This is a genomic window from Bartonella bacilliformis Ver097 (assembly GCF_000709795.1).
Lineage (GTDB): Bacteria > Pseudomonadota > Alphaproteobacteria > Rhizobiales > Rhizobiaceae > Bartonella > Bartonella bacilliformis_A.
The window spans coordinates 164248-182647 of record NZ_KL503804.1; the positions used below are offsets into that span (position 1 = coordinate 164248).

The 18400-nt window shown below is 34.4% G+C and carries 18 protein-coding genes, 1 tRNA gene and 1 pseudogene; 3 read left to right on the forward strand and 17 right to left on the reverse strand.

What is annotated here, in order from left to right:
• Positions 1 to 2 precede the first annotated feature (2 nt).
• The 10 genes from H710_RS04460 to H710_RS04505 all read right to left on the reverse strand — a co-directional run bounded on the left by H710_RS04460 (position 3) and on the right by H710_RS04505 (position 9550).
• On the reverse strand, positions 3 to 776 hold the full coding sequence (locus H710_RS04460; RefSeq protein WP_041849683.1) for a TatD family hydrolase: 774 nt from the start codon (positions 774 to 776) through the stop codon (positions 3 to 5).
• Entirely contained in the window at positions 766 to 2325 is a 1560-nt protein-coding gene (gene metG / locus H710_RS04465; protein WP_041849633.1) for a methionine--tRNA ligase, read from the reverse strand. Before metG ends, H710_RS04460 begins: the two co-directional genes overlap by 11 nt.
• Before the next feature lie 72 nt (positions 2326 to 2397).
• Positions 2398 to 3441 (reverse strand): DNA polymerase III subunit delta', encoded by a 1044-nt coding sequence (locus H710_RS04470; protein ID WP_041849634.1) that lies wholly within the window; start codon positions 3439 to 3441, stop codon positions 2398 to 2400.
• A complete protein-coding gene (gene tmk, locus H710_RS04475; RefSeq protein WP_041849635.1) occupies positions 3438 to 4079 on the reverse strand; it encodes a dTMP kinase in 642 nt (213 codons plus the stop codon). Before tmk ends, H710_RS04470 begins: the two co-directional genes overlap by 4 nt.
• Before the next feature lie 250 nt (positions 4080 to 4329).
• Complete coding sequence (locus tag H710_RS04480; protein WP_041849636.1) at positions 4330 to 5175, reverse strand: septal ring lytic transglycosylase RlpA family protein; 846 nt, start codon at positions 5173 to 5175, stop codon at positions 4330 to 4332.
• 404 nt (positions 5176 to 5579) lie between these two features.
• A tRNA-Lys gene (locus H710_RS04485) sits at positions 5580 to 5655 on the reverse strand.
• A 323-nt stretch (positions 5656 to 5978) separates the two neighbouring features.
• Complete coding sequence (gene ttcA, locus H710_RS04490) at positions 5979 to 6827, reverse strand: tRNA 2-thiocytidine(32) synthetase TtcA (RefSeq protein ID WP_041849637.1); 849 nt, start codon at positions 6825 to 6827, stop codon at positions 5979 to 5981.
• Between the two features lie 281 nt (positions 6828 to 7108).
• On the reverse strand, positions 7109 to 7726 hold the full coding sequence (rpsD, locus tag H710_RS04495; RefSeq protein ID WP_041849638.1) for a 30S ribosomal protein S4: 618 nt from the start codon (positions 7724 to 7726) through the stop codon (positions 7109 to 7111).
• Positions 7727 to 7907: 181 nt separating this feature from the next.
• Positions 7908 to 8723 carry a glutamate racemase gene (murI, locus tag H710_RS04500; RefSeq protein WP_041849639.1) on the reverse strand — a complete coding sequence of 272 codons (816 nt, stop codon included), beginning with the start codon at positions 8721 to 8723 and terminating at the stop codon, positions 7908 to 7910.
• Complete coding sequence (locus H710_RS04505; RefSeq protein ID WP_041849684.1) at positions 8723 to 9550, reverse strand: RNA methyltransferase; 828 nt, start codon at positions 9548 to 9550, stop codon at positions 8723 to 8725. The genes murI and H710_RS04505 overlap by 1 nt, the downstream gene beginning before the upstream one ends.
• A gap of 339 nt (positions 9551 to 9889) precedes the next feature.
• Here H710_RS04505 and map point away from each other — a divergent pair, with 339 nt between their 5' ends.
• Both map and radC read left to right on the forward strand, forming a co-directional pair.
• Positions 9890 to 10720, forward strand: a complete 831-nt coding sequence (gene map / locus H710_RS04510) for a type I methionyl aminopeptidase (RefSeq protein WP_041849640.1) — start codon at positions 9890 to 9892, stop codon at positions 10718 to 10720.
• A gap of 17 nt (positions 10721 to 10737) precedes the next feature.
• A complete protein-coding gene (radC, locus tag H710_RS04515) occupies positions 10738 to 11535 on the forward strand; it encodes a RadC family protein (RefSeq protein ID WP_041849641.1) in 798 nt (265 codons plus the stop codon).
• Between the two features lie 40 nt (positions 11536 to 11575).
• Here radC and H710_RS04520 read toward each other — a convergent pair whose 3' ends face one another.
• From H710_RS04520 to gatC, 6 genes and pseudogenes are all read right to left on the reverse strand, one after another.
• On the reverse strand, positions 11576 to 11788 hold the full coding sequence (locus H710_RS04520) for a DUF3126 family protein (RefSeq protein WP_005767176.1): 213 nt from the start codon (positions 11786 to 11788) through the stop codon (positions 11576 to 11578).
• A 142-nt stretch (positions 11789 to 11930) separates the two neighbouring features.
• On the reverse strand, positions 11931 to 12704 hold the full coding sequence (locus tag H710_RS04525) for an alpha/beta fold hydrolase (RefSeq protein ID WP_041849642.1): 774 nt from the start codon (positions 12702 to 12704) through the stop codon (positions 11931 to 11933).
• Between the two features lie 10 nt (positions 12705 to 12714).
• Entirely contained in the window at positions 12715 to 13200 is a 486-nt protein-coding gene (locus H710_RS04530) for a DUF192 domain-containing protein (RefSeq protein ID WP_041849643.1), read from the reverse strand.
• 98 nt (positions 13201 to 13298) lie between these two features.
• Positions 13299 to 13873: pseudogene (locus H710_RS04535) on the reverse strand (cold-shock protein).
• Positions 13874 to 14317: 444 nt separating this feature from the next.
• Positions 14318 to 15802: an Asp-tRNA(Asn)/Glu-tRNA(Gln) amidotransferase subunit GatA gene (gatA, locus tag H710_RS04540; RefSeq protein WP_041849644.1), complete on the reverse strand. Its 1485-nt coding sequence runs from the start codon at positions 15800 to 15802 to the stop codon at positions 14318 to 14320.
• A 23-nt stretch (positions 15803 to 15825) separates the two neighbouring features.
• Complete coding sequence (gene gatC, locus H710_RS04545) at positions 15826 to 16113, reverse strand: Asp-tRNA(Asn)/Glu-tRNA(Gln) amidotransferase subunit GatC (RefSeq protein ID WP_041849645.1); 288 nt, start codon at positions 16111 to 16113, stop codon at positions 15826 to 15828.
• 166 nt (positions 16114 to 16279) lie between these two features.
• On the opposite strand from gatC, the gene ruvX reads away from it, so the two are divergent.
• Positions 16280 to 16765, forward strand: coding sequence for a Holliday junction resolvase RuvX (gene ruvX / locus H710_RS04550; RefSeq protein WP_041849646.1), 486 nt, complete (start codon positions 16280 to 16282; stop codon positions 16763 to 16765).
• Here ruvX and H710_RS04555 read toward each other — a convergent pair.
• A complete protein-coding gene (locus H710_RS04555; RefSeq protein ID WP_041849647.1) occupies positions 16750 to 18378 on the reverse strand; it encodes an acyl-CoA dehydrogenase family protein in 1629 nt (542 codons plus the stop codon). The two genes, ruvX and H710_RS04555, sit on opposite strands and share 16 nt — an antisense overlap.
• Positions 18379 to 18400: the final 22 nt, after the last annotated feature.

Genomic DNA, 18400 nt, shown 5'->3' on the forward strand with positions numbered 1-18400 from the left:
CTTTATTTCATTTTACTAAACAAACGAAAGGCATTTTGTGTTGTAATCTGAGCTGTTTCTTCAATGCTTAAATCAAGAATTTCAGCTAGTATAGCTGCAGTATGACACACAAAAGATGGCTCATTTATTTCGCCACGATGAGGTATTGGTGCTAAAAATGGTGCATCTGTTTCAACTAATAAACGTTCATGAGGTACACTCTTTGCTATTTCACGAATTTTAAGTGCATTTTTAAATGTGAGAATACCTGAAAAAGATACATATCCACCAAGTTCAATACCAGCATGAGCAAGCCGCATTCCAGATGAATAGCAATGAAGAATAAAGGGGAAATCCCCCTCCTTCATTTGTTCATATAATATTTTCTCCATATCTGTATCAGCATTGCGTGAATGAATAACAAGAGGCAGCTGTGTCTCTCGGGAAGCAATAACATGTTCTAGAAAGCTTTTTTTTTGCTCTTTCGGTGAAGAATAATCATAATGATAATCAAGCCCAGCTTCACCTAATGCAACAATTTTTGGATGCTTTGATAAATGAATAAGATCTTCAGCTTTAATATTTTGTTCTTCATGTGCATTATTGGGGTGTGTTCCAACAGAACAAAAAATTTGATCATAATTTTGTGCAATTACTAAAAGCTTATCCAATTTATGAACATATGTTGAAATCGTTATCATACGTCCAATATCAGAAGTTAAAGCTCGTTGAATAACACCATCTAGATCTTGTGCAAAATCTTCAAAATCAAGATGACAATGTGTATCAATTAGCATCATGAACGTCATCCTTTTTAAGGATATATCGAGGGAAAATTGCTTCTGGTGGTGGAAGATCAGTCCCTTCCTTAATCCTTAAACTGCTTATATGCCGCAACAATCGATTGTCTTCAGGAATAGCAAGACTATCAAGAAGCTTAGCAGCGGATTGCGGAATGAATGGCAACAGCATGATACCTATCCGCCGCAAACTTTCCACAGTTACATAAAGAACTGTACAAAATCTTTTTGGGTTATTTTTACGTAAACTCCAAGGCTCTTCACCAGCAAAATAGCGATTAGCATTTGCTATAACTGAAAAAATAGCTGAAAGTGCTAAATGTGGTGCCTGACATGACATGGTTTTGCGTGCTACTTCAAGTGCTTGAAGAGATTGTTCTAAAAGTTGTTGATCCTGAGTTAAAAATGTATCCGGACTAGGGACTTTTGCATCGCAATTTTTTTGCAGCATAGACAAAGAGCGTTGTGCCAAATTGCCAAGATCATTAGCAAGATCTGCATTGACACGGTTAACCAAACTATCATGGCTATAACTACCATCCTGCCCAAATGGCACTTCACGAAGAAAAAAATAACGCACTTGATCAACACCATAATGATCAATCATTTTAAAAGGATCAACGATATTTCCAATAGACTTTGACATCTTTTCACCGCGGTTGAACAAAAAACCATGTGCAAAAATACGCTTAGGCAATTCAATTCCCGCTGATAGTAAAAATGCTGGCCAATAAATTGCGTGAAAACGAATAATGTCTTTACCAATGACATGAACATTGGTAGGCCAGTAATCACGTTTTTTCGAAGTGTTATCAAAAAAGCCAATAGCTGTGAGATAATTTGTCAGTGCATCAACCCAGACATACATCACATGCTTTGGATTATTCGGAACAGAGACTCCCCAATTAAAATTGGTCCGTGAAATAGAAATATCTTTCAAGCCTGATTTAACAAAACTTATAATCTCGTTACGTCGTTCATTGGGACCAATGAAATCAGGATATTTTTCATAATGTTCAAGCAGAGAATCTCCATAACGAGAAAGTTTAAAAAAATAACTTTCTTCTTCATTCCATTCGACTGGAGATCCTAACTCTTTCTCACAACGGATTCCGTTTTCTCTAATTTCAGTATCCTTTTCCTCATAATAAGATTCTTGGCGAATTGAATACCAACCAGCATAGCGATCAAGATAAATATCGCCATTAGCTTCCATTTTTTTCCACATCACTTGACAGGTTTTATGATGCCGCTCTTCCGTTGTGCGAATAAAATCATTGTTAGAGCAATTTAATGCCGTTAGCATTTTTTGAAAAAGAGCACTATTACGATCGGCAAGTTGTTGAGGTGTTATATTTAACGCTTCTGCTGTTTTTTGCATCTTGAGACCGTGTTCATCTGTACCAGATAAAAAAAACACATTTTTGCTATCTAATCTATGAAAACGGGCTAATGCATCACTTGCAATAGCATTATAAGCATGCCCAATATGTGGAGCGCCATTAGGATAAAAAATTGGAGTTGTTATATAATACGTATCAGACATGTTATTAACCCGCTTTAAAATGCAAGAAAAAATATAATGGCATAACGCTTGTCATATTGTCACGGAAAAAGCTTATATTTGTTGAATAATCTTACGAGTTTTCAAAAGAAGATTGATAACAAATTGTTTTTTATCAAGATTAAATGACTGCATTTCTAATATTTCTTGATGAACATTCTGCCATATTTGCGCATATTTCTTTGATAAAGTAAGAACTCCTCGCTCAGCGAAGAAGATAGCTTTTTTTTGAATCCTATCAAGAATTTCATCACAAAATTGTTGAAATTGGATATCCAAATCAAATGATGAAAGTGCTTGAGCAAAGTTATGAACAATAGGTAGGTTACAAATAGATTGCTCGAAAAGATTATCAAGAGTTTTAGCAATTTCAAACCCACCATAGCTAATAAGTAATGCTGCTTTCCGAGGTCTGCCTTCAGATTTTTGAATAATCATTTTAACAGTTTCTTCATCGCTTAGCACTTGCTTGGGTATAATATGTGAAATTACTTGTTTCATTTCGTCATCACGCAATGATCGTAACAAAACTCGTTGGCATCGTGAACGAATTGTTGAAAGCAATTTTCTTGAAGAATGCGTAATAATAATGAATAAAGTTTTTTCTGGAGGTTCTTCAAGTGTTTTAAGAAGTGCATTAGCGGCATTTCTATTCATATCATCTGCAGGATCAATGATAACGATACGCCACTCACCATTTTGAGATGTTTGATTTAAGAAATACATCATATTGCGAATGTCATCAATTGATATACCTGTTCTGAATTTTTTTATCTTTGAATCAAAACGACGTGCAACATATACAAGATTAGGATGACTCCCCTGTCCAATTTGGCGCCATATAACTGAATCATGCTCTGGTTGTAAAAATCCATTTTCTTGATTGCTTAAAATATTCCAAGCAAAGTGAAACGATAACGTTGCTTTGCCAATTCCTCGTTCTCCTTCAAATAATAATGCGTGGTGTAAACGTTTTTCTTTACGAAGCTGAGCTAAAAAATGACGAACCTCTTCATGACCAACGATAATATTATTTTGTAATGGTGATAAAATTCCTTCAATATCATCATGTTGGTGAAAAAAATTAATATCGTTCATGAAGAATGATCCAGTATTATCTGATGACAAATATCTTTTATTTGGCAAGAAATTTCTTCTACTGTACCTGTTGCATCAATAACCTGAATCCTATTAGGTTCATTTTCTGCTAATTGAAGGAAAGCTTGTCGTCTTTGTTCTTGAATCTTCAATTCATCTTTTTCAAAACGATCAATTATTCCAGATTCTTTTCTTCGCAATTTTACACGCTCCATACTAAATATTGCAGGTACATCTAATAAAAATGTTAAATTAGGCATCACCCCATTTATACCAATACATTCTAAAATAGAGAGAAGATAGGAATCTACTTTATTATTTAATCCTTGATAAACACGTGTAGAATCAATAAATCGATCACATAAAACAATCTTACCTGCTTGCAAAGCAGGTTTAATAGCTTCAGCAACGTGATCAGCTCGCGCTGCTGTAAACAAAACTGCTTCAATAAATGATCCATATTGGACTGCACTACCTGATAATAAAATATGGCGCATAATCTCTGCACCTGCAGTACCTCCAGGTTCTCTTGTTATAACAACTTCATATCCCTTACTATGGAAATAATGAGCAAGCAAAGAAATTTGAGTTGTTTTACCTACGCCTTCCCCTCCCTCGAATGTAATGAAATAACCCAATACGTATAAACCTTAATTCCTTATTTAGTGTAGATTATATTCGTAATTATTCAGTGATTATTTTATAAAATGTATCTTTTCTCTTTGCAAAAAATCTTTCAAAAAACTAGAATTAAGAGAAACAGAATTTTGTAATCCACTGCAAATAATCGCATAACTAATTATATTCTTCTTTTCAAAAATCATTTAAAATCAAAAATTTAAAAATTAATCATTTTTTCTAAAATAATAAAAATTATGTCTGACTTATTTACAGAAAAGCCTCAGTGTATGATGATATAGGTTTATCAACTAAAATTGGACCAATTTCTGGCAATTTTATCCAAGAAGACTTCTTTTGATTAACAACAACCTTCGTTAATTTCTTTTGATTCTCTCCGTTCAATGCTAAAGACACGGTATCTTTCTTCTTTTCCTCAATATCTGTTAACGCTAATATCATAAGCGAAGTATAATTTCCAGGCGTATAAGAGGCCATTAAATAACTACCGTCATAATTATTAATGGGTGCTTCACTAACATACTCCACTTTAACATCTGCTATTCCATCATCTTCAAAGCCAAGCATTACTGCAGCTTGTTTTGATAAATCAATAATTCTATTTTTCATATAAGGGCCACGATCATTAACTCTAACAATGATAGAAGAAGCGTTTTTTAAATTAGTAACACGAACATAGCTAGGTAAAGGCAGCGTAGTATGGGCTGCTGTTAAAAGATTCATATCGTAAATTTCACCATTTGCAGTTAAGCGTCCATGAAAACCTTCACCATACCACGATGCTTGCCCAACGCGTTTATAATTTGAATCAGCTTCTGGATAATACCATTTTCCTTTTATTTTATAGGGTTTACCAACAGAGATCTGTTTATTTTTGTTTTTTGATTCATTTTGTTGATTTAAAGGCTTCGGAGACACAGAAGATTTTTTTATTTTCATTATACCAGATATCTTGTTGTTTTTAGAGTCTTTCACTGGAAGTTGTGTTGTTTTGCTTGCGCAGGCTGTCAATAATCCAGCAGTAGCTATTATAAAGAAAAATTGAAATGCCAACTTAATAACCGAGGTCAATTTCTTTTTACTCTTTAAAAACATTTTTAGCCCACCTATTCTCTATTAACTTTTCTGATTGCGTTCACCGCATATGATTAAGAAAAATTTATTCTAGTAGAAGAAATACTTATATCCCCAATAGAACGGGGATTATTCTCAAAAGTATTTTTTATCAAGGGGCCAATATAATACGTTAATATAATATAAAAAATATTTATTAAGCACTGTAAAAATTTAGATATTATTTTAATACATTTTCAAAAATAAAATTAAAAAAAACAATGTATTAAGATATAGAATTACTAATAAAATATAACAATCTAATACAGATAATAAAAAAATATTCTCTGTGAACAACAATTACACATTGTTTATTCATGAAAAAAAAAGATACATTTCAGCGAATCATCTTATTAATTTTTGATCAATTTTTATGGAATAGCAGATGGTGAGCGCGCAGGGATTCGAACCCTGGACCTACTGATTAAAAGTCAGTTGCTCTACCAGCTGAGCTACGCGCTCCCAAACAAAACACTTTGTGTGCAGGAAGTAAATGGAACATAAGGTTGACTTTTCATTTGGTCAACACTTTTTATTCTTCTTCAATATATTTATCATGAAGAATTATTAATCTAAATATTGAAAATATGCTTTATAAATTCAAGAAAATGATAATATAGATATATCATAGTATACAAATAAATTAATTTTTACTTTCTGAATTAAAAAACAAAGTAAATATTTTTCTCTTTTGATTAAGTATATGAATCTATTTTGACTCATTCATAATCATATCAAAAAAACTTGTATTCTCTCTTTTTTAAAATGAAAATTATACATTAAAATTACAATGGAATTTTAAAAGAAAAGAGTTTTTTATCAAGTAAATGGCTTGGACGCACATTTGTTAAAGCGCGTATCATGGTATCTTTTCGTCCTGGCATTCTTTTTTCGATATCATTGAGCATTACCTTCATTGCATCGCGTTGTAGGCCGTCTTGACTGCCACAGAGATTACAAGGAATAATAGGAAACTGCATTGCTTGAGAAAATTTTTCCATATCTTCTTCAGCAGCATAAACAAGAGGACGCAAAACAAAAAGATCACCTTCATCATTGATAAGTTTTCCAGGCATAGCTGCTAATCGGCCACCATGGAATAGATTCATAAAAAATGTTTCTAAAACATCATCACGATGGTGTCCAAGAACCAAAGCAGAACATCTCTCTTCACGAGCAATACGGTATAGATGCCCACGTCGTAATCGAGAACAAAGTGAACAATATGTTTGCGTTTGTGCTAACTTATCTGTAACAATTGAATAAGTATCCTGATATTCAATACGGTGTGGAATTTTATAAGATTTCAAAAAATCAGAAAGAATATGCTTTGGAAAGCCTGGTTGCCCTTGATCAAGGTTACAAGCTAAAATTTCAACAGGTAACAAACCACGCCACTTTAAATCAAGGAGAAGTGCTAGTAAACCATAAGAATCTTTTCCTCCGGATAAAGCAACAAGCCATTTTTCTCCTGAGGATAACATAGAAAAATCATCGATTGCTTGCCGCATGTTGCGTAAAAGGCGTTTACGCAATTTATTAAATTCTACAGTTGAAGGAGCATTCCGAAAAATCGGATGGCAATCATCAACTTTTTCTTTTAAAAAATCATCTATATTTATGTTTTTTTCCATTGCTTAGTATTTAGTTGAAGCTTTATCTACAAATAGCATATCTCCATCACTTTATAGGCAATGTATAAATCAGTAAAAATAGATTATTTCAATCTACGTTAAATTACAGTCTAAAATTGAATTAAATAAGAGACGAACTATATACTCTGTATATCAAAAAATAACAAAGATTCTCTTCGTATAAAACATTCTGTCAAAGACATTACTCATCTGCTTACAAAGCAAAGAAAACAATGTCTTTGGCATAAATAAAACAAAAAATAATATCTCGTATAAGGTAATTAACGAGAATAAAACTCAACAACCAAATTAGGTTCCATCTGAACCGCATAAGGAACATCTGAAAAAGCAGGAATACGGACAAAAGTTGCCTTCATCTTGCTATGATCAACCTCAATATAATCAGGAACATCACGCTCATTTAGTTGCGTAGCCTCCAAAACCAAAAGAAGCTGCTTTGACTTTTCTCGTACTTCGATAACATCACCTGGTTTACAACAATACGATTGAATATTTGTGCGTCGACCATTCACATTTATATGACCGTGATTAATAAATTGACGAGAAGCAAAAATAGTAGGTACAAATTTTGAACGATAAACAATCGCATCTAAACGTGATTCTAAAAGACCGATGAGATTTTCACCAGTATCCCCACGACGACGAACGGCTTCTTGATAAATTTTACGAAATTGTTTTTCTGAGATATCGCCATAAAAACCCTTCAACTTCTGCTTAGCACATAACTGCACACCATAATCAGAAAGTTTTCCTTTACGGCGTTGACCATGCTGACCAGGGCCATATTCACGGCGATTAACTGGAGACTTCGGACGACCCCAGATATTTTCTCCCATACGGCGGTCAATTTTATATTTTGCTGATTCGCGCTTACTCATCGCATTTCCTTTAAATAAAAAGAAGATTAAAAATTTAATCTTAAGGAAACGCACCCTCCTCTGCCTTCAAAAATGAAGACTGACAGAATAGCTTATTTCATAATTCAAAAAGCTATCCACGGGACACGTTAGTGAATGCTATTTTCTTAAAAGAAAAATAGCTATTTTCCTTCTATTCATCTCATACTTCAAAGTCAACTCCCTTCATTATATTGAGATTAAATCTTTGCAGTAAATGCTCAGTTACAAAGTCTATATTTTGTGATGTAAACAAAGCATAATTTTTAATATTCTTCTTTGAGCTTTTATTTTGCATTATTTCTAGCAACAACGATCTTGTATGTTTAGCTATAGCTTTTGCTGGATCAATCCAATTGACTGACCATAAAGCCTGCTTATGAAATAAGTTGATCAAAAAAGGATAATGCGTACAAGCTAAAACAATAACGTCAGTATATTTTCCATTTTTCTCAATAAAGCACGGCAAAATTTCGTGACGCAATTCTTCGTAATCAATAGGATAACCACGTAAATAATTTTCAGAAAATGTAGCAAGTTTTTTGCTTCCAATCAATTCTACATGGCATTGATTAGCAAAAGAACTAATTAATTCATGTGTATATGCTCGCTTAACTGTTCCAGGAGTTGCCAAAACTGAAATTAAACCAGATTTTGTTTGTGCAGCTGCAGATTTAATCGCAGGAACAGTTCCTACGAAAGGAATATGAGGAAATTCTTGTCGTAAATCTGATATCATGAGTGTAGAAGCTGTATTACAAGCAATCACACATAAAGCAGGAGTATACAATTTTAGAAGATTTGTAAAAATTTTCAAAATACGACCTTTTAAGGCATCTTCTTTCCATGCACCATAAGGGAATCCTGCATCATCAGCAACATAAATAAATTGAAATTCAGGAATAAGGATGCGTGCTTCTTTCAATACAGTTAATCCACCAATACCACTATCAAAAAAAATAACTGGTTTCTCACTCATCAGTATTCACATTTTTTTGATTTTTTACGATCGCGCTCTACAGGTGCACCACTACCCCGTGGAAATTTAGGAGAAAAATGATTTAATGAAGATACAATTCCACGTAATAATCTAACCTCAGATTCACTAAAATTAGCGCGTATAAAAACAGAACGTATATTTGAAACCATTATCTCTTTACGCTCTTGCGGCCTAAAATATCCACGAACATCTAAAGCGTCCTCTAACTGAAATAAAAGACCATGAAGTGTTTCTCTATCAGCCAACTTCATCTCTTTTGCACGAAAAACTGTATCACTCACATTCTCTAAACCTGATTTCATCCACTCATAAGACATTAATAAGACAGCTTGTGCAATATTGAGTGATGAAAAAGCAGGATTAACTGGAAAAGTAACAATTTCATTCACAAGGCTGATTTCATCATTTTTTAAGCCCCATCTTTCTCTTCCAAATAAAATACCTGTTTTATATCCGATGTTTTCATGCTGACGTAAAATACTTGCTGCTTCTACAGCACTTTTGATAGTTTTAAAGCCATATCTTTTACGCGCTGTTGTGCCAAAAATATAATGTAAATCTGCAATTGCATCATGTAATGTATTAAAAACCAAAGCATTATCTATTATGTGATCCGCTTTGCTAGCCGCAGCTTTAGCTTTATCATTTGGAAATGTTTCTCGAGGATTGATTAAACGCAAGTCAGATAGCCCAAAATTTGCCATTGCTCTTGCTACCATGCCAATGTTTTCAGGTAATTGCGGTTCAACTAAGACAATGACTGGAGCACCCATCATATTTTTACTATTTCTATTTGTTTCAGCCATCATTTCACCAATTTTTGTACAGAATAATTTTTACCGTTATTTTTTTAAACTCAATCATATATTGATTTTCTTCTACGCAATGATATCCCTCCCTAATATTATCTGGAAATAAAAAATATTTATCTCATTTACCAAAAAGGACGAGCAAAATTTCCTGACATCAAAACAAACATAATTTAGCGAAAAAATCACTCAACACTTATCTATTTGCTATAATTTTAATCCTATTTATAAATGTAAATCTGATAAAATCTTAAAATCAAGAGTGGAATTTTATGCTATAAAATGTCAGGTAAATGTAGAAAAGTATCTTTCTGATTCATTAAGCGAAAGCAAAAAATGGTTGATTATATTGAATACAATGAAACACCTCTAAAATTTAATGGGAAAATTCGTATTTTTGATGATTATGCTTTTGCTGAAATGCGTAAAGTGGGTCAGATTGCTGCAGAATGTCTTGATGAGCTCACAGATATCATAAAACCTGGTATTACAACACAAGAAATTGATGATTTTATTTTCATTTTTGGAGTGGAGCGAGGTGCCCTACCAGCAGACCTAAATTATCGCGGATATAGCCACTCATGCTGCACATCTATCAATCATGTTGTCTGCCATGGTATACCAAATAAAAAATCTTTACAGGAAGGTGATATCGTCAATGTCGATGTAACATTCATTCTGAATGGTTGGCATGGAGATTCAAGCCGCATGTATCCTGTTGGAAAAGTTAAGCGCGCTGCAGAACGATTACTAGAAGTAACTCATGAATGCCTTATGAGAGGAATTGAAGCCGTAAAACCTGGAGCAACCACAGGTGATATTGGTGCAACCATTCAGCGTTACGCAGAATCTGAACGATGTTCAGTTGTAAGAGATTTTTGTGGTCATGGAATCGGTCAACTTTTTCATGATGCACCTAATATTCTTCATTACGGAAATCCAGGAGAAGGCGAAGAGCTTAAACAAGGCATGATATTCACAATTGAACCCATGATTAACTTAGGTAAACCACAAGTTAAAATTTTATCTGATGGTTGGACTGCTGTTACACGTGATCGCTCTCTTAGTGCGCAATATGAACATACAATCGGTGTAACAGATCAAGGATGCGAAATATTTACTCAATCTCCCAAAAATATTTTTTATGTTCCTAATTCATATGCCTAAATAAATGTAGAAATATCATGGCCAAAAAAACAAATAAAAATGAATCTGCTCAAAGCGATCATTTTGAACACATACCAAATGTTCTGCATGGCCCGACAACAAATACAAAAAACGAAAAACGTAAGAAAAAAACTTTACCAATAAATAATCATTATCAAGGGCATCGTGAACGTCTTCGTAAACGATTTTTAAATACGAAAGGCAATGCAATCGAAGATTATGAGTATCTTGAATTATTGCTTTTTCGTACTATTCCTCGTGCAGACACCAAACCAATTGCTAAAAACTTAATAGAGCGTTTTGGTTCGTTAGCCGATGTTTTGGGAGCTGATATTCATAGACTTCAAGAAATTGAAGGATGTGGTCCAGCGTCTGCAATAGATTTAAAAATCATTTCAGCAGTTGCAGGACGTTTTGCTCGTGCACAATTATCTAAACGTGATATTTTTTCATCATGGGATAAAGTGTTAGCTTATTGCAAAGCTGTTATGGCTCATGAAACACGCGAACAATTTCGTATTTTATTTCTTGATAAAAAGCATGGTCTTCTTTCCGATGAAGTGCAACAAACTGGAACTATTGACCGCACCCCTGTTTATCCCCGTGAGGTCGTATCTCGAGCTCTAGAATTATCTGCATCAGGAATTATCTTAGTTCACAATCATCCTTCAGGTGATGCTTCTCCTTCCCAAGAAGACATATCAATGACGTATAGATTGAAGGATGTAGCCAATGCATTAGATATCACTCTCCATGACCATCTCATTATCGCACGTAATGATTATATAAGCTTTAAAGCACTGAAACTTATATAAAATTAAATAAAGAAAAAAGCTTTATCCAATTATACATACATTAATTTTCTAAATCTACATCCAATATAGCCATCGAAAAATTGTAGGATAGTTCATCTTCATCCTCATCTCGATAAATAATACCTAAAAACTCATCTCGGATATAAACTTCACAAGAATCATCTTTTTTCGGCCGCGCTTTTACCTGCAATGCTGAATTTTGGAAGATCGTTTTAAAATAATTATCAAGTTTTTTTATTTCATCAGCATTCACCCGTGCTCTCCTGAATTTAAAGATTAATAACTAATTCCTTGTTGGCAGATAAGCTACTCCTATGATTCTGTAAAGATTGGAAAAAATTTTTTCAAAGTCTGCAAAATTTAATTAAATATTTTTAGACTTTATAAATCACAGGTCAAATAATAGGAAAACGAGCAAGAAAATCGATAACGCTTTTTTTATACATCTTATCTCCCACAGCAAGCATATGATTTCGATTAGGAATTTGTAATGCTTCGCCATTTGGTAATAAAGCCGCTAATGGTTTCGCTTCACCACCAATTTCATCCAGTGAACCAACTGCAACGAGTGAGGGTTGTTTAATCTGAGAAATTTCACATTTTGTTAATTTTTGTTTTGATGTCATGATACATGCTGCCAAAGCATGTTTATCACTTTTATTTTTATCTGCAAATCTACGAAACATTAAACCACGCGAATTTGTAATAGTTGAAACATCTTTTGCTAAAAGAGCTTCTGCAACAGGTTCCCAACTTCCTGCTCCTGTTACCATACCTATACCTAAGCCACCAAAAACAACACTATGCACATATGTTGGATATAAAAGAGCCATAAATGCACTAATGCGCGCACCCATGGAGTATCCCATAACATGAGCTTTAGATAATTCTAAATGCTGAAGTAATTTAGCAGCATCACTCGCCATCAATTGCGGCGTATAAAATGAAGGATTATAACTTTTGTCTGAATCACCATGTCCACGATTATCAAGAGCAATAACACGATAACCTGCTTCAATAAGACAAGAAAACCAACCTGTTTCATACCAATTGATACGTGCAGAGGATCCAAAACCGTGAATCAATAAAATAGGTGCTCCTTGCCCTTCTTCATAGTAAGCAAACCGCAAACCATCATGTTCAAAAAAACGAATATTTTCTACTGCCATCCTTTATCCTTTAATTACTTTCACATTTCCCACAAATAGCAGGATGAATAACACGCTGTCCTTTTTGTATTTTTTTCTCAAAAACTTCACCAGCATTAATTTCAATAGCAAAAGTTGCAGGCACTTTTGATGAAATTATATCTGTTGAGAATGGAGAAAGTTTTTCAAAAATGGAAACAACACCCCCTTCAGAATTTAAAAAAATCATATCCAAAGATAAAGGCGTATTAGCCATCCACATAAAAATTTGCTCATTATTCATCAAATTTTTGAATAACATTGCACGGTTACGAGGAAAATGAGTACGATACATCAAACCCGCCTTTGATTGAACTGGAGAAAAGGCAAGCTCTACTTCATAAAAAATAGTCCCCTGCTCCGTCTTTATTTTTAAAGGAATCAAATCAATAGGAATCTGTATAGGCTTTTGTGCTAAAGCTGTATTTATTTCTATAAAAAAGACAAAAAAAATTATTTTTTTAAAAAATTTTAACATTTTACTCTTGATCATTTAGGATTTTAAATTTTTCGTGAAACAATAAAAGAAATAAAAATTAAAAATAACGATAAAATAGAAAGCTACCCTATAGTTTATTAATGCGTAGAAAATGGAAGTACTATATCGGGATAAATTTCTGCTGTCATCAACCCCTTTTTCCCTTTACCAAAACGCACAATAACAACTTGGCCAGCACGTAGTTCTGTTAAACCAAAACGACGCAATGTTTCCATATGAATAAAAATATCCTCTGTTCCCTGTCCTCGACTAAGGAAGCCAAATCCTTTATCGCGATAAACCACTTAACGATTGCACGCTCCAAACCACTTTCAGGAGCAACCGTAATATGTGTACGCACCGGAATTTCTGATGGATGAACAGCCGATGATAAATCAATAGACTTCACTTGGATACATTTTAATCCTCGTTTAGTTTTTTTTACAGAACAAACAACCTTAGCACCCTCCAAAGTCGTTTGAAAACCGTCTCGCTGCAGCACACTAATATGTAATAATATATCGGGAAGTTTAGGAAAATCAGGTGTAACAAACCCATATCCCTTACTGCTATCAAACCATTTAATGATACCAGAAATTTCAACAATCTCACGGTACCCCTCAAAATCGTCTTCCAACGGGGAATGATTCTTCAATGTATTCTTAATCATCATAACTAAACGTAACCCCGTGAATTTAAATTCTACAAATTAATTCTCTCAATGTTAAGTGAACATTGCTCTCATATTAACAGCAAGACCCAAGATAAAACTGTCCCTATATTGGTCATCCCACTTCATAATAATGCTTAATCATATGCTTTGTTTAATTCAAAGAAGACATAAAGAACTTCATACAGTAACTGATTTATAGTATTTAACTCGCATAATAATGAAGTTCAAGACAAGCTCCTGAAGATTTCAGCTCTGCAATTGATAACACTTTTATCACAAAAGCTATGATAATTTACTTATAGAAAATCAAATTCTTCAGCAAATAATCCTATTAATTGATATTTGCCTCCGTTAATTAGTTAAATGCATTAAGGAAGCTCGAACTTAAAGATATACAGTTAGCATATAAAAAGATTTCCCAAATATTTTTTATAGGGTCTATCTTTATGGCCACCACTTTTCAGCACTGAATGTTCCTACAGCCTGTTCTATAATATACGCTATCTGAAGAATGACTTCTTCAGTAAAAGGCTTTCCAATTAATTGCAATCCTAGCGGCAAACCACTTGATGATAAACCTGCAGGCACAGAAACTCCTGGCAAACCCACCATATTAACTGGTACGGTAAAAATGTCATTAAAATACATCGCTATAGAATCATTTTTTATTTTTTCATCAGCAAGGCCAAAAGCTGGTGTCGGTGTTGCAGGCGTAAGAATTGCATCAACACCAGTAGCAAAACATTGATCAAAATCATTCTTAATCAATGTTCTTGCTTTTTGAGCTTTAAGATAATAAGCATCGTAATATCCTGACGAAAGAACATAGGTTCCAATCAAAATACGCTGCTTAACTTCATCACCAAAACCAGCTGAGCGTGTCTTCTCATACATTTCAATAATGTCTTTCCCTGGTATACGAAGTCCAAAGCGAACACCATCATAGCGAGCTAAATTAGAAGATGCTTCTGCAGAAGCCACAATGTAATAGGAAGGTAAGGCGTACTTTGCATGAGGCAACGAAATATTAACAATCTCTGCTCCTGCTTCTTTTAATAAATCCATTCCTTTTTGCCAAAGCTCAATAACTTCAGTAGATATCCCTTCAAGACAATATTCTTTTGGGATACCAACTTTCATTCCTTTGATTGATTGACCAATGTATTTTTCATAATCGGGTATTGGTAAATCAACAGAAGTTGAATCTTTTTTATCAAAGGAAGCCATTGATCTGAGCATAATTGCGCAATCTCGAACATCCCGTCCAATAGGCCCTGCTTGATCTAATGATGAAGCATAAGCTATAGTTCCCCACCGTGAACAACGCCCATAAGTTGGTTTAATCCCTACCGTACCAGTAAAAGCTGCCGGTTGACGTATTGATCCACCAGTATCGGTAGCTGTTGCGCCTGCGCAAAGTCGTGCTGCAACAGCAGCTGAAGAACCACCTGAAGAGCCACCAGGAACAAGCTTTTCATCCGATCCTTTTTTACGCCATGGATTGATAACTGGCCCATAATATGATGTCTCATTGGATGATCCCATAGCAAACTCATCCATATTAAGTTTGCCCAACATAACCGCTCCATCTTTCCATAAATTAGCAGTTACTGTCGATTCATACTTTGGTTTAAAACCATCAAGGATATATGAACACCCCTGAGTATGTACATCATATGTTGCAAAAAGATCTTTAATTCCTAGTGGAATTCCTTCTAAAATACCAGCCTCTCCTTTAGCAAGACGATTATCTGATTCAGCAGCCATTCTCATTGCTTGTTCTGCTGTTACTGCTACATAAGCATTCAAAATTGGATTAGCTAACTCAATTGCTTGCAAATAAGCTTCTGTTAACTCAGTTGCCTTGAAATCGCCTTTTTTTAAGGAATCACGAGCCTGTGCAATTGTTAACATTGTTAAATCGGTCATATTGATTCTCAGTGTATAAAAAATTATTCGACAATTTTTGAAACAAGAAAAAAATTTTCTTCTGTTACAGGTGCATTTGCCACAATATCCGCGGCCTTATTACCATCTGTGATACTATCTTCACGCATTCGTAAAGTCATTGGAACCACTGATATTAATGGATCAACTCCTGTAACATCAATTTCATCAAGTTGTTTTGCTAAATCTAAAACAGCATTAAGCTTTTTTGTTATACGCTCTGTCTCATTGTCATGGATAGCAATACGCGCTAAATGCGCTATCCGCTTAATCGTTTTATCATCTACAGACATATTATTTCTCTATTCGAATTTCATTCTGATATTAATTTATTCATATTTTCATTTAGTTATATCAAGTTCGCATCTATAAGCATAAAAATATTGATATTTGTATCAAAACTTCATTATAAATACGAATCTAAAATATTAAAGAACTACAAACATAAAATCAAATCACATGGCTATTATTACTATAGACAGAGTTATTTCACATCTCTTATCTAAGCAAACAATAGCAGGTTTGGATTTGGGAACCAAGACCATTGGAATCGCTATTTCTGATATCAGTTTAACCTTTTCAAATCCGCGTCCTGTTATTCAGCGAAAAAAATTTACGTTAGATGCCTTAACACTTATAAAAATTTTTGATTATGAAAATGTAGGTGTTGTTATCATTGGTTTACCGATCAACATGGATGGAAGCAATGGTCCTCGTGCTCAAACTACTCGAACTTTTGTCAGTAATATAGCAATGTACACAAAAATTCCATTTATTTTTTGGGATGAACGATTATCAACAATTGCAGCACAACGTCATCTTTTAGAAATGGATGTATCACGCACTAAACGAGAAAACCGTATTGATTCAGCTGCCGCTGCTTTTATACTACAAGGTGCGCTCGACAGAATTCAAATACTCCGTCATAATCATACAGAAGGATAAAGGATATTTAGTAGTTCTGATGGATTATATCGTGCAATCATCATACCATAAGATGATCTCCATTGCCCTCCAAGGCGGCTTTCCATATAAGCATTAACAACATAATCCATTTCTTTGCGACGTAATGATGCAGCAGCTCCTGCGTATGCCACTTGCTCAACAAAAAATCTACCTGCTCCTTCATTTGTTGAAGCCATCTGTGCAGCAGATTTGATAATTTCAATAGCCTTTGGGCCTGCTGGACCAATATCCGTTGCAATTTTTTCTAATAATTTTTGAAATAATCCAGGTGCTTTATTAGCTATGAGAATTGCATCCTTCACTAATTGATTAGCATTATTATTCCTTAGCATCCTTGCAGATCCATCACGCAACATTTGTGATAATGGATTGCCTTCTATAAAGCTTTCTAAACCGAGCTGTGCAATAATTTCACCAATAATCGGAACAACCAATTGGCTTACATGATACGCAACAATGGGTGTCATAATATGTGCAAAAGCTGCTTCAGAGCGATCATTAGCCGCATTATCAAACGCCCATGCTAAACGAAAAACCAAGGCTTGTGAGGCAGCAATATCAAGTGCGATGTCAGAAAAAATACGCTCTGTTAATGGTGGTAAAGGTTGATTTGGCATTTTTTGTCGAAAAAAATCTATACCGAATTGAAGTGCTGCCCGCAAAACACCTGCTGATATCACAGACTGATCGAAACGCATCATGGTTTCGACATCTTGGATTATTTTTGTGCCTTCTCCAATATTGCCTAAAAGCCAACCATAAGAATTTTGAAAATCAACACTTCCTTCTGGTACTGAATGCTCTCCAGAGCGCTGCATTAAATGACGGATTGATATGATACCGTTTAATTCACCATTTTCTTGTAAGCGAGGAACGAAAAAGCAATTCAAACGACCATCTATTTCTGCACTAACAAGATATCCGTCAACTATTGGATTAATAACATTGGTCTTTGTAAGATTTAAATTGTATAAATCACAACCAATCTTTTCATCAAAAGAAATTTTTTGTGCCGTTGAAAAACTGGAAAAATGTTTTCTACTTTCTTCAATATCATCAAAAGCGCAGGTAAGAGAAGCTCCCTTTTTATGATGAATAGGCTTAGAAGAAAAATCACACTGACGTGATAAAAGAACATTTTGCCACCTTTTAAATAATTCAGAGTTACCAACTAATACGGCAATAGCTGCACTTGTTATAACAACCTCATTTAAATGTCCGGTCTCCAAACCAGCAGATAAAGCTAAGCGAATAGCACGTGCTTGGTAACGCACACCATTCTCTACAGTTGTATTTTCCCAAAGTGAAGAAACCAACCCCATCTGCCTCGAATATCGTTGCAGAGTATAGTAAGATGGATGCATCTCCAATTGCTCTATTAGTTGACCCCACTCGTCATTACGGTGCAACACTGGCCGATAGCGATTTGCCAAACGAGAAAGATCCCATGCTTCACGGCTCGTTACAAAAGCCCCAACTTCTTGAAAATTCTCTAATAAAGATTCAGGAAGAGTAGATGCAACACGAAACATAAGTGTATCACTAAAAAATGCATTTTTTCGGCGACCACTGTGCATAAATGGATCATTCATATGTATTATTCCTTATTCGAAT

What these genes read in the sequence shown, in the direction of transcription:
- H710_RS04460 (WP_041849683.1), bottom strand. Translation starts at nt 776, where the DNA reads ATGCTAATTGATACACATTGTCATCTTGATTTTGAAGATTTTGCACAA.
- metG (WP_041849633.1), bottom strand. Translation starts at nt 2,325, where the DNA reads ATGTCTGATACGTATTATATAACAACTCCAATTTTTTATCCTAATGGC.
- H710_RS04470 (WP_041849634.1), bottom strand. Translation starts at nt 3,441, where the DNA reads ATGAACGATATTAATTTTTTTCACCAACATGATGATATTGAAGGAATT.
- H710_RS04480 (WP_041849636.1), bottom strand. Translation starts at nt 5,175, where the DNA reads ATGTTTTTAAAGAGTAAAAAGAAATTGACCTCGGTTATTAAGTTGGCA.
- ttcA (WP_041849637.1), bottom strand. Translation starts at nt 6,827, where the DNA reads ATGGAAAAAAACATAAATATAGATGATTTTTTAAAAGAAAAAGTTGAT.
- rpsD (WP_041849638.1), bottom strand. Translation starts at nt 7,726, where the DNA reads ATGAGTAAGCGCGAATCAGCAAAATATAAAATTGACCGCCGTATGGGA.
- murI (WP_041849639.1), bottom strand. Translation starts at nt 8,723, where the DNA reads ATGAGTGAGAAACCAGTTATTTTTTTTGATAGTGGTATTGGTGGATTA.
- H710_RS04505 (WP_041849684.1), bottom strand. Translation starts at nt 9,550, where the DNA reads ATGGCTGAAACAAATAGAAATAGTAAAAATATGATGGGTGCTCCAGTC.
- map (WP_041849640.1), top strand. Translation starts at nt 9,890, where the DNA reads ATGGTTGATTATATTGAATACAATGAAACACCTCTAAAATTTAATGGG.
- radC (WP_041849641.1), top strand. Translation starts at nt 10,738, where the DNA reads ATGGCCAAAAAAACAAATAAAAATGAATCTGCTCAAAGCGATCATTTT.
- H710_RS04525 (WP_041849642.1), bottom strand. Translation starts at nt 12,704, where the DNA reads ATGGCAGTAGAAAATATTCGTTTTTTTGAACATGATGGTTTGCGGTTT.
- H710_RS04530 (WP_041849643.1), bottom strand. Translation starts at nt 13,200, where the DNA reads ATGTTAAAATTTTTTAAAAAAATAATTTTTTTTGTCTTTTTTATAGAA.
- gatA (WP_041849644.1), bottom strand. Translation starts at nt 15,802, where the DNA reads ATGACCGATTTAACAATGTTAACAATTGCACAGGCTCGTGATTCCTTA.
- gatC (WP_041849645.1), bottom strand. Translation starts at nt 16,113, where the DNA reads ATGTCTGTAGATGATAAAACGATTAAGCGGATAGCGCATTTAGCGCGT.
- ruvX (WP_041849646.1), top strand. Translation starts at nt 16,280, where the DNA reads ATGGCTATTATTACTATAGACAGAGTTATTTCACATCTCTTATCTAAG.
- H710_RS04555 (WP_041849647.1), bottom strand. Translation starts at nt 18,378, where the DNA reads ATGAATGATCCATTTATGCACAGTGGTCGCCGAAAAAATGCATTTTTT.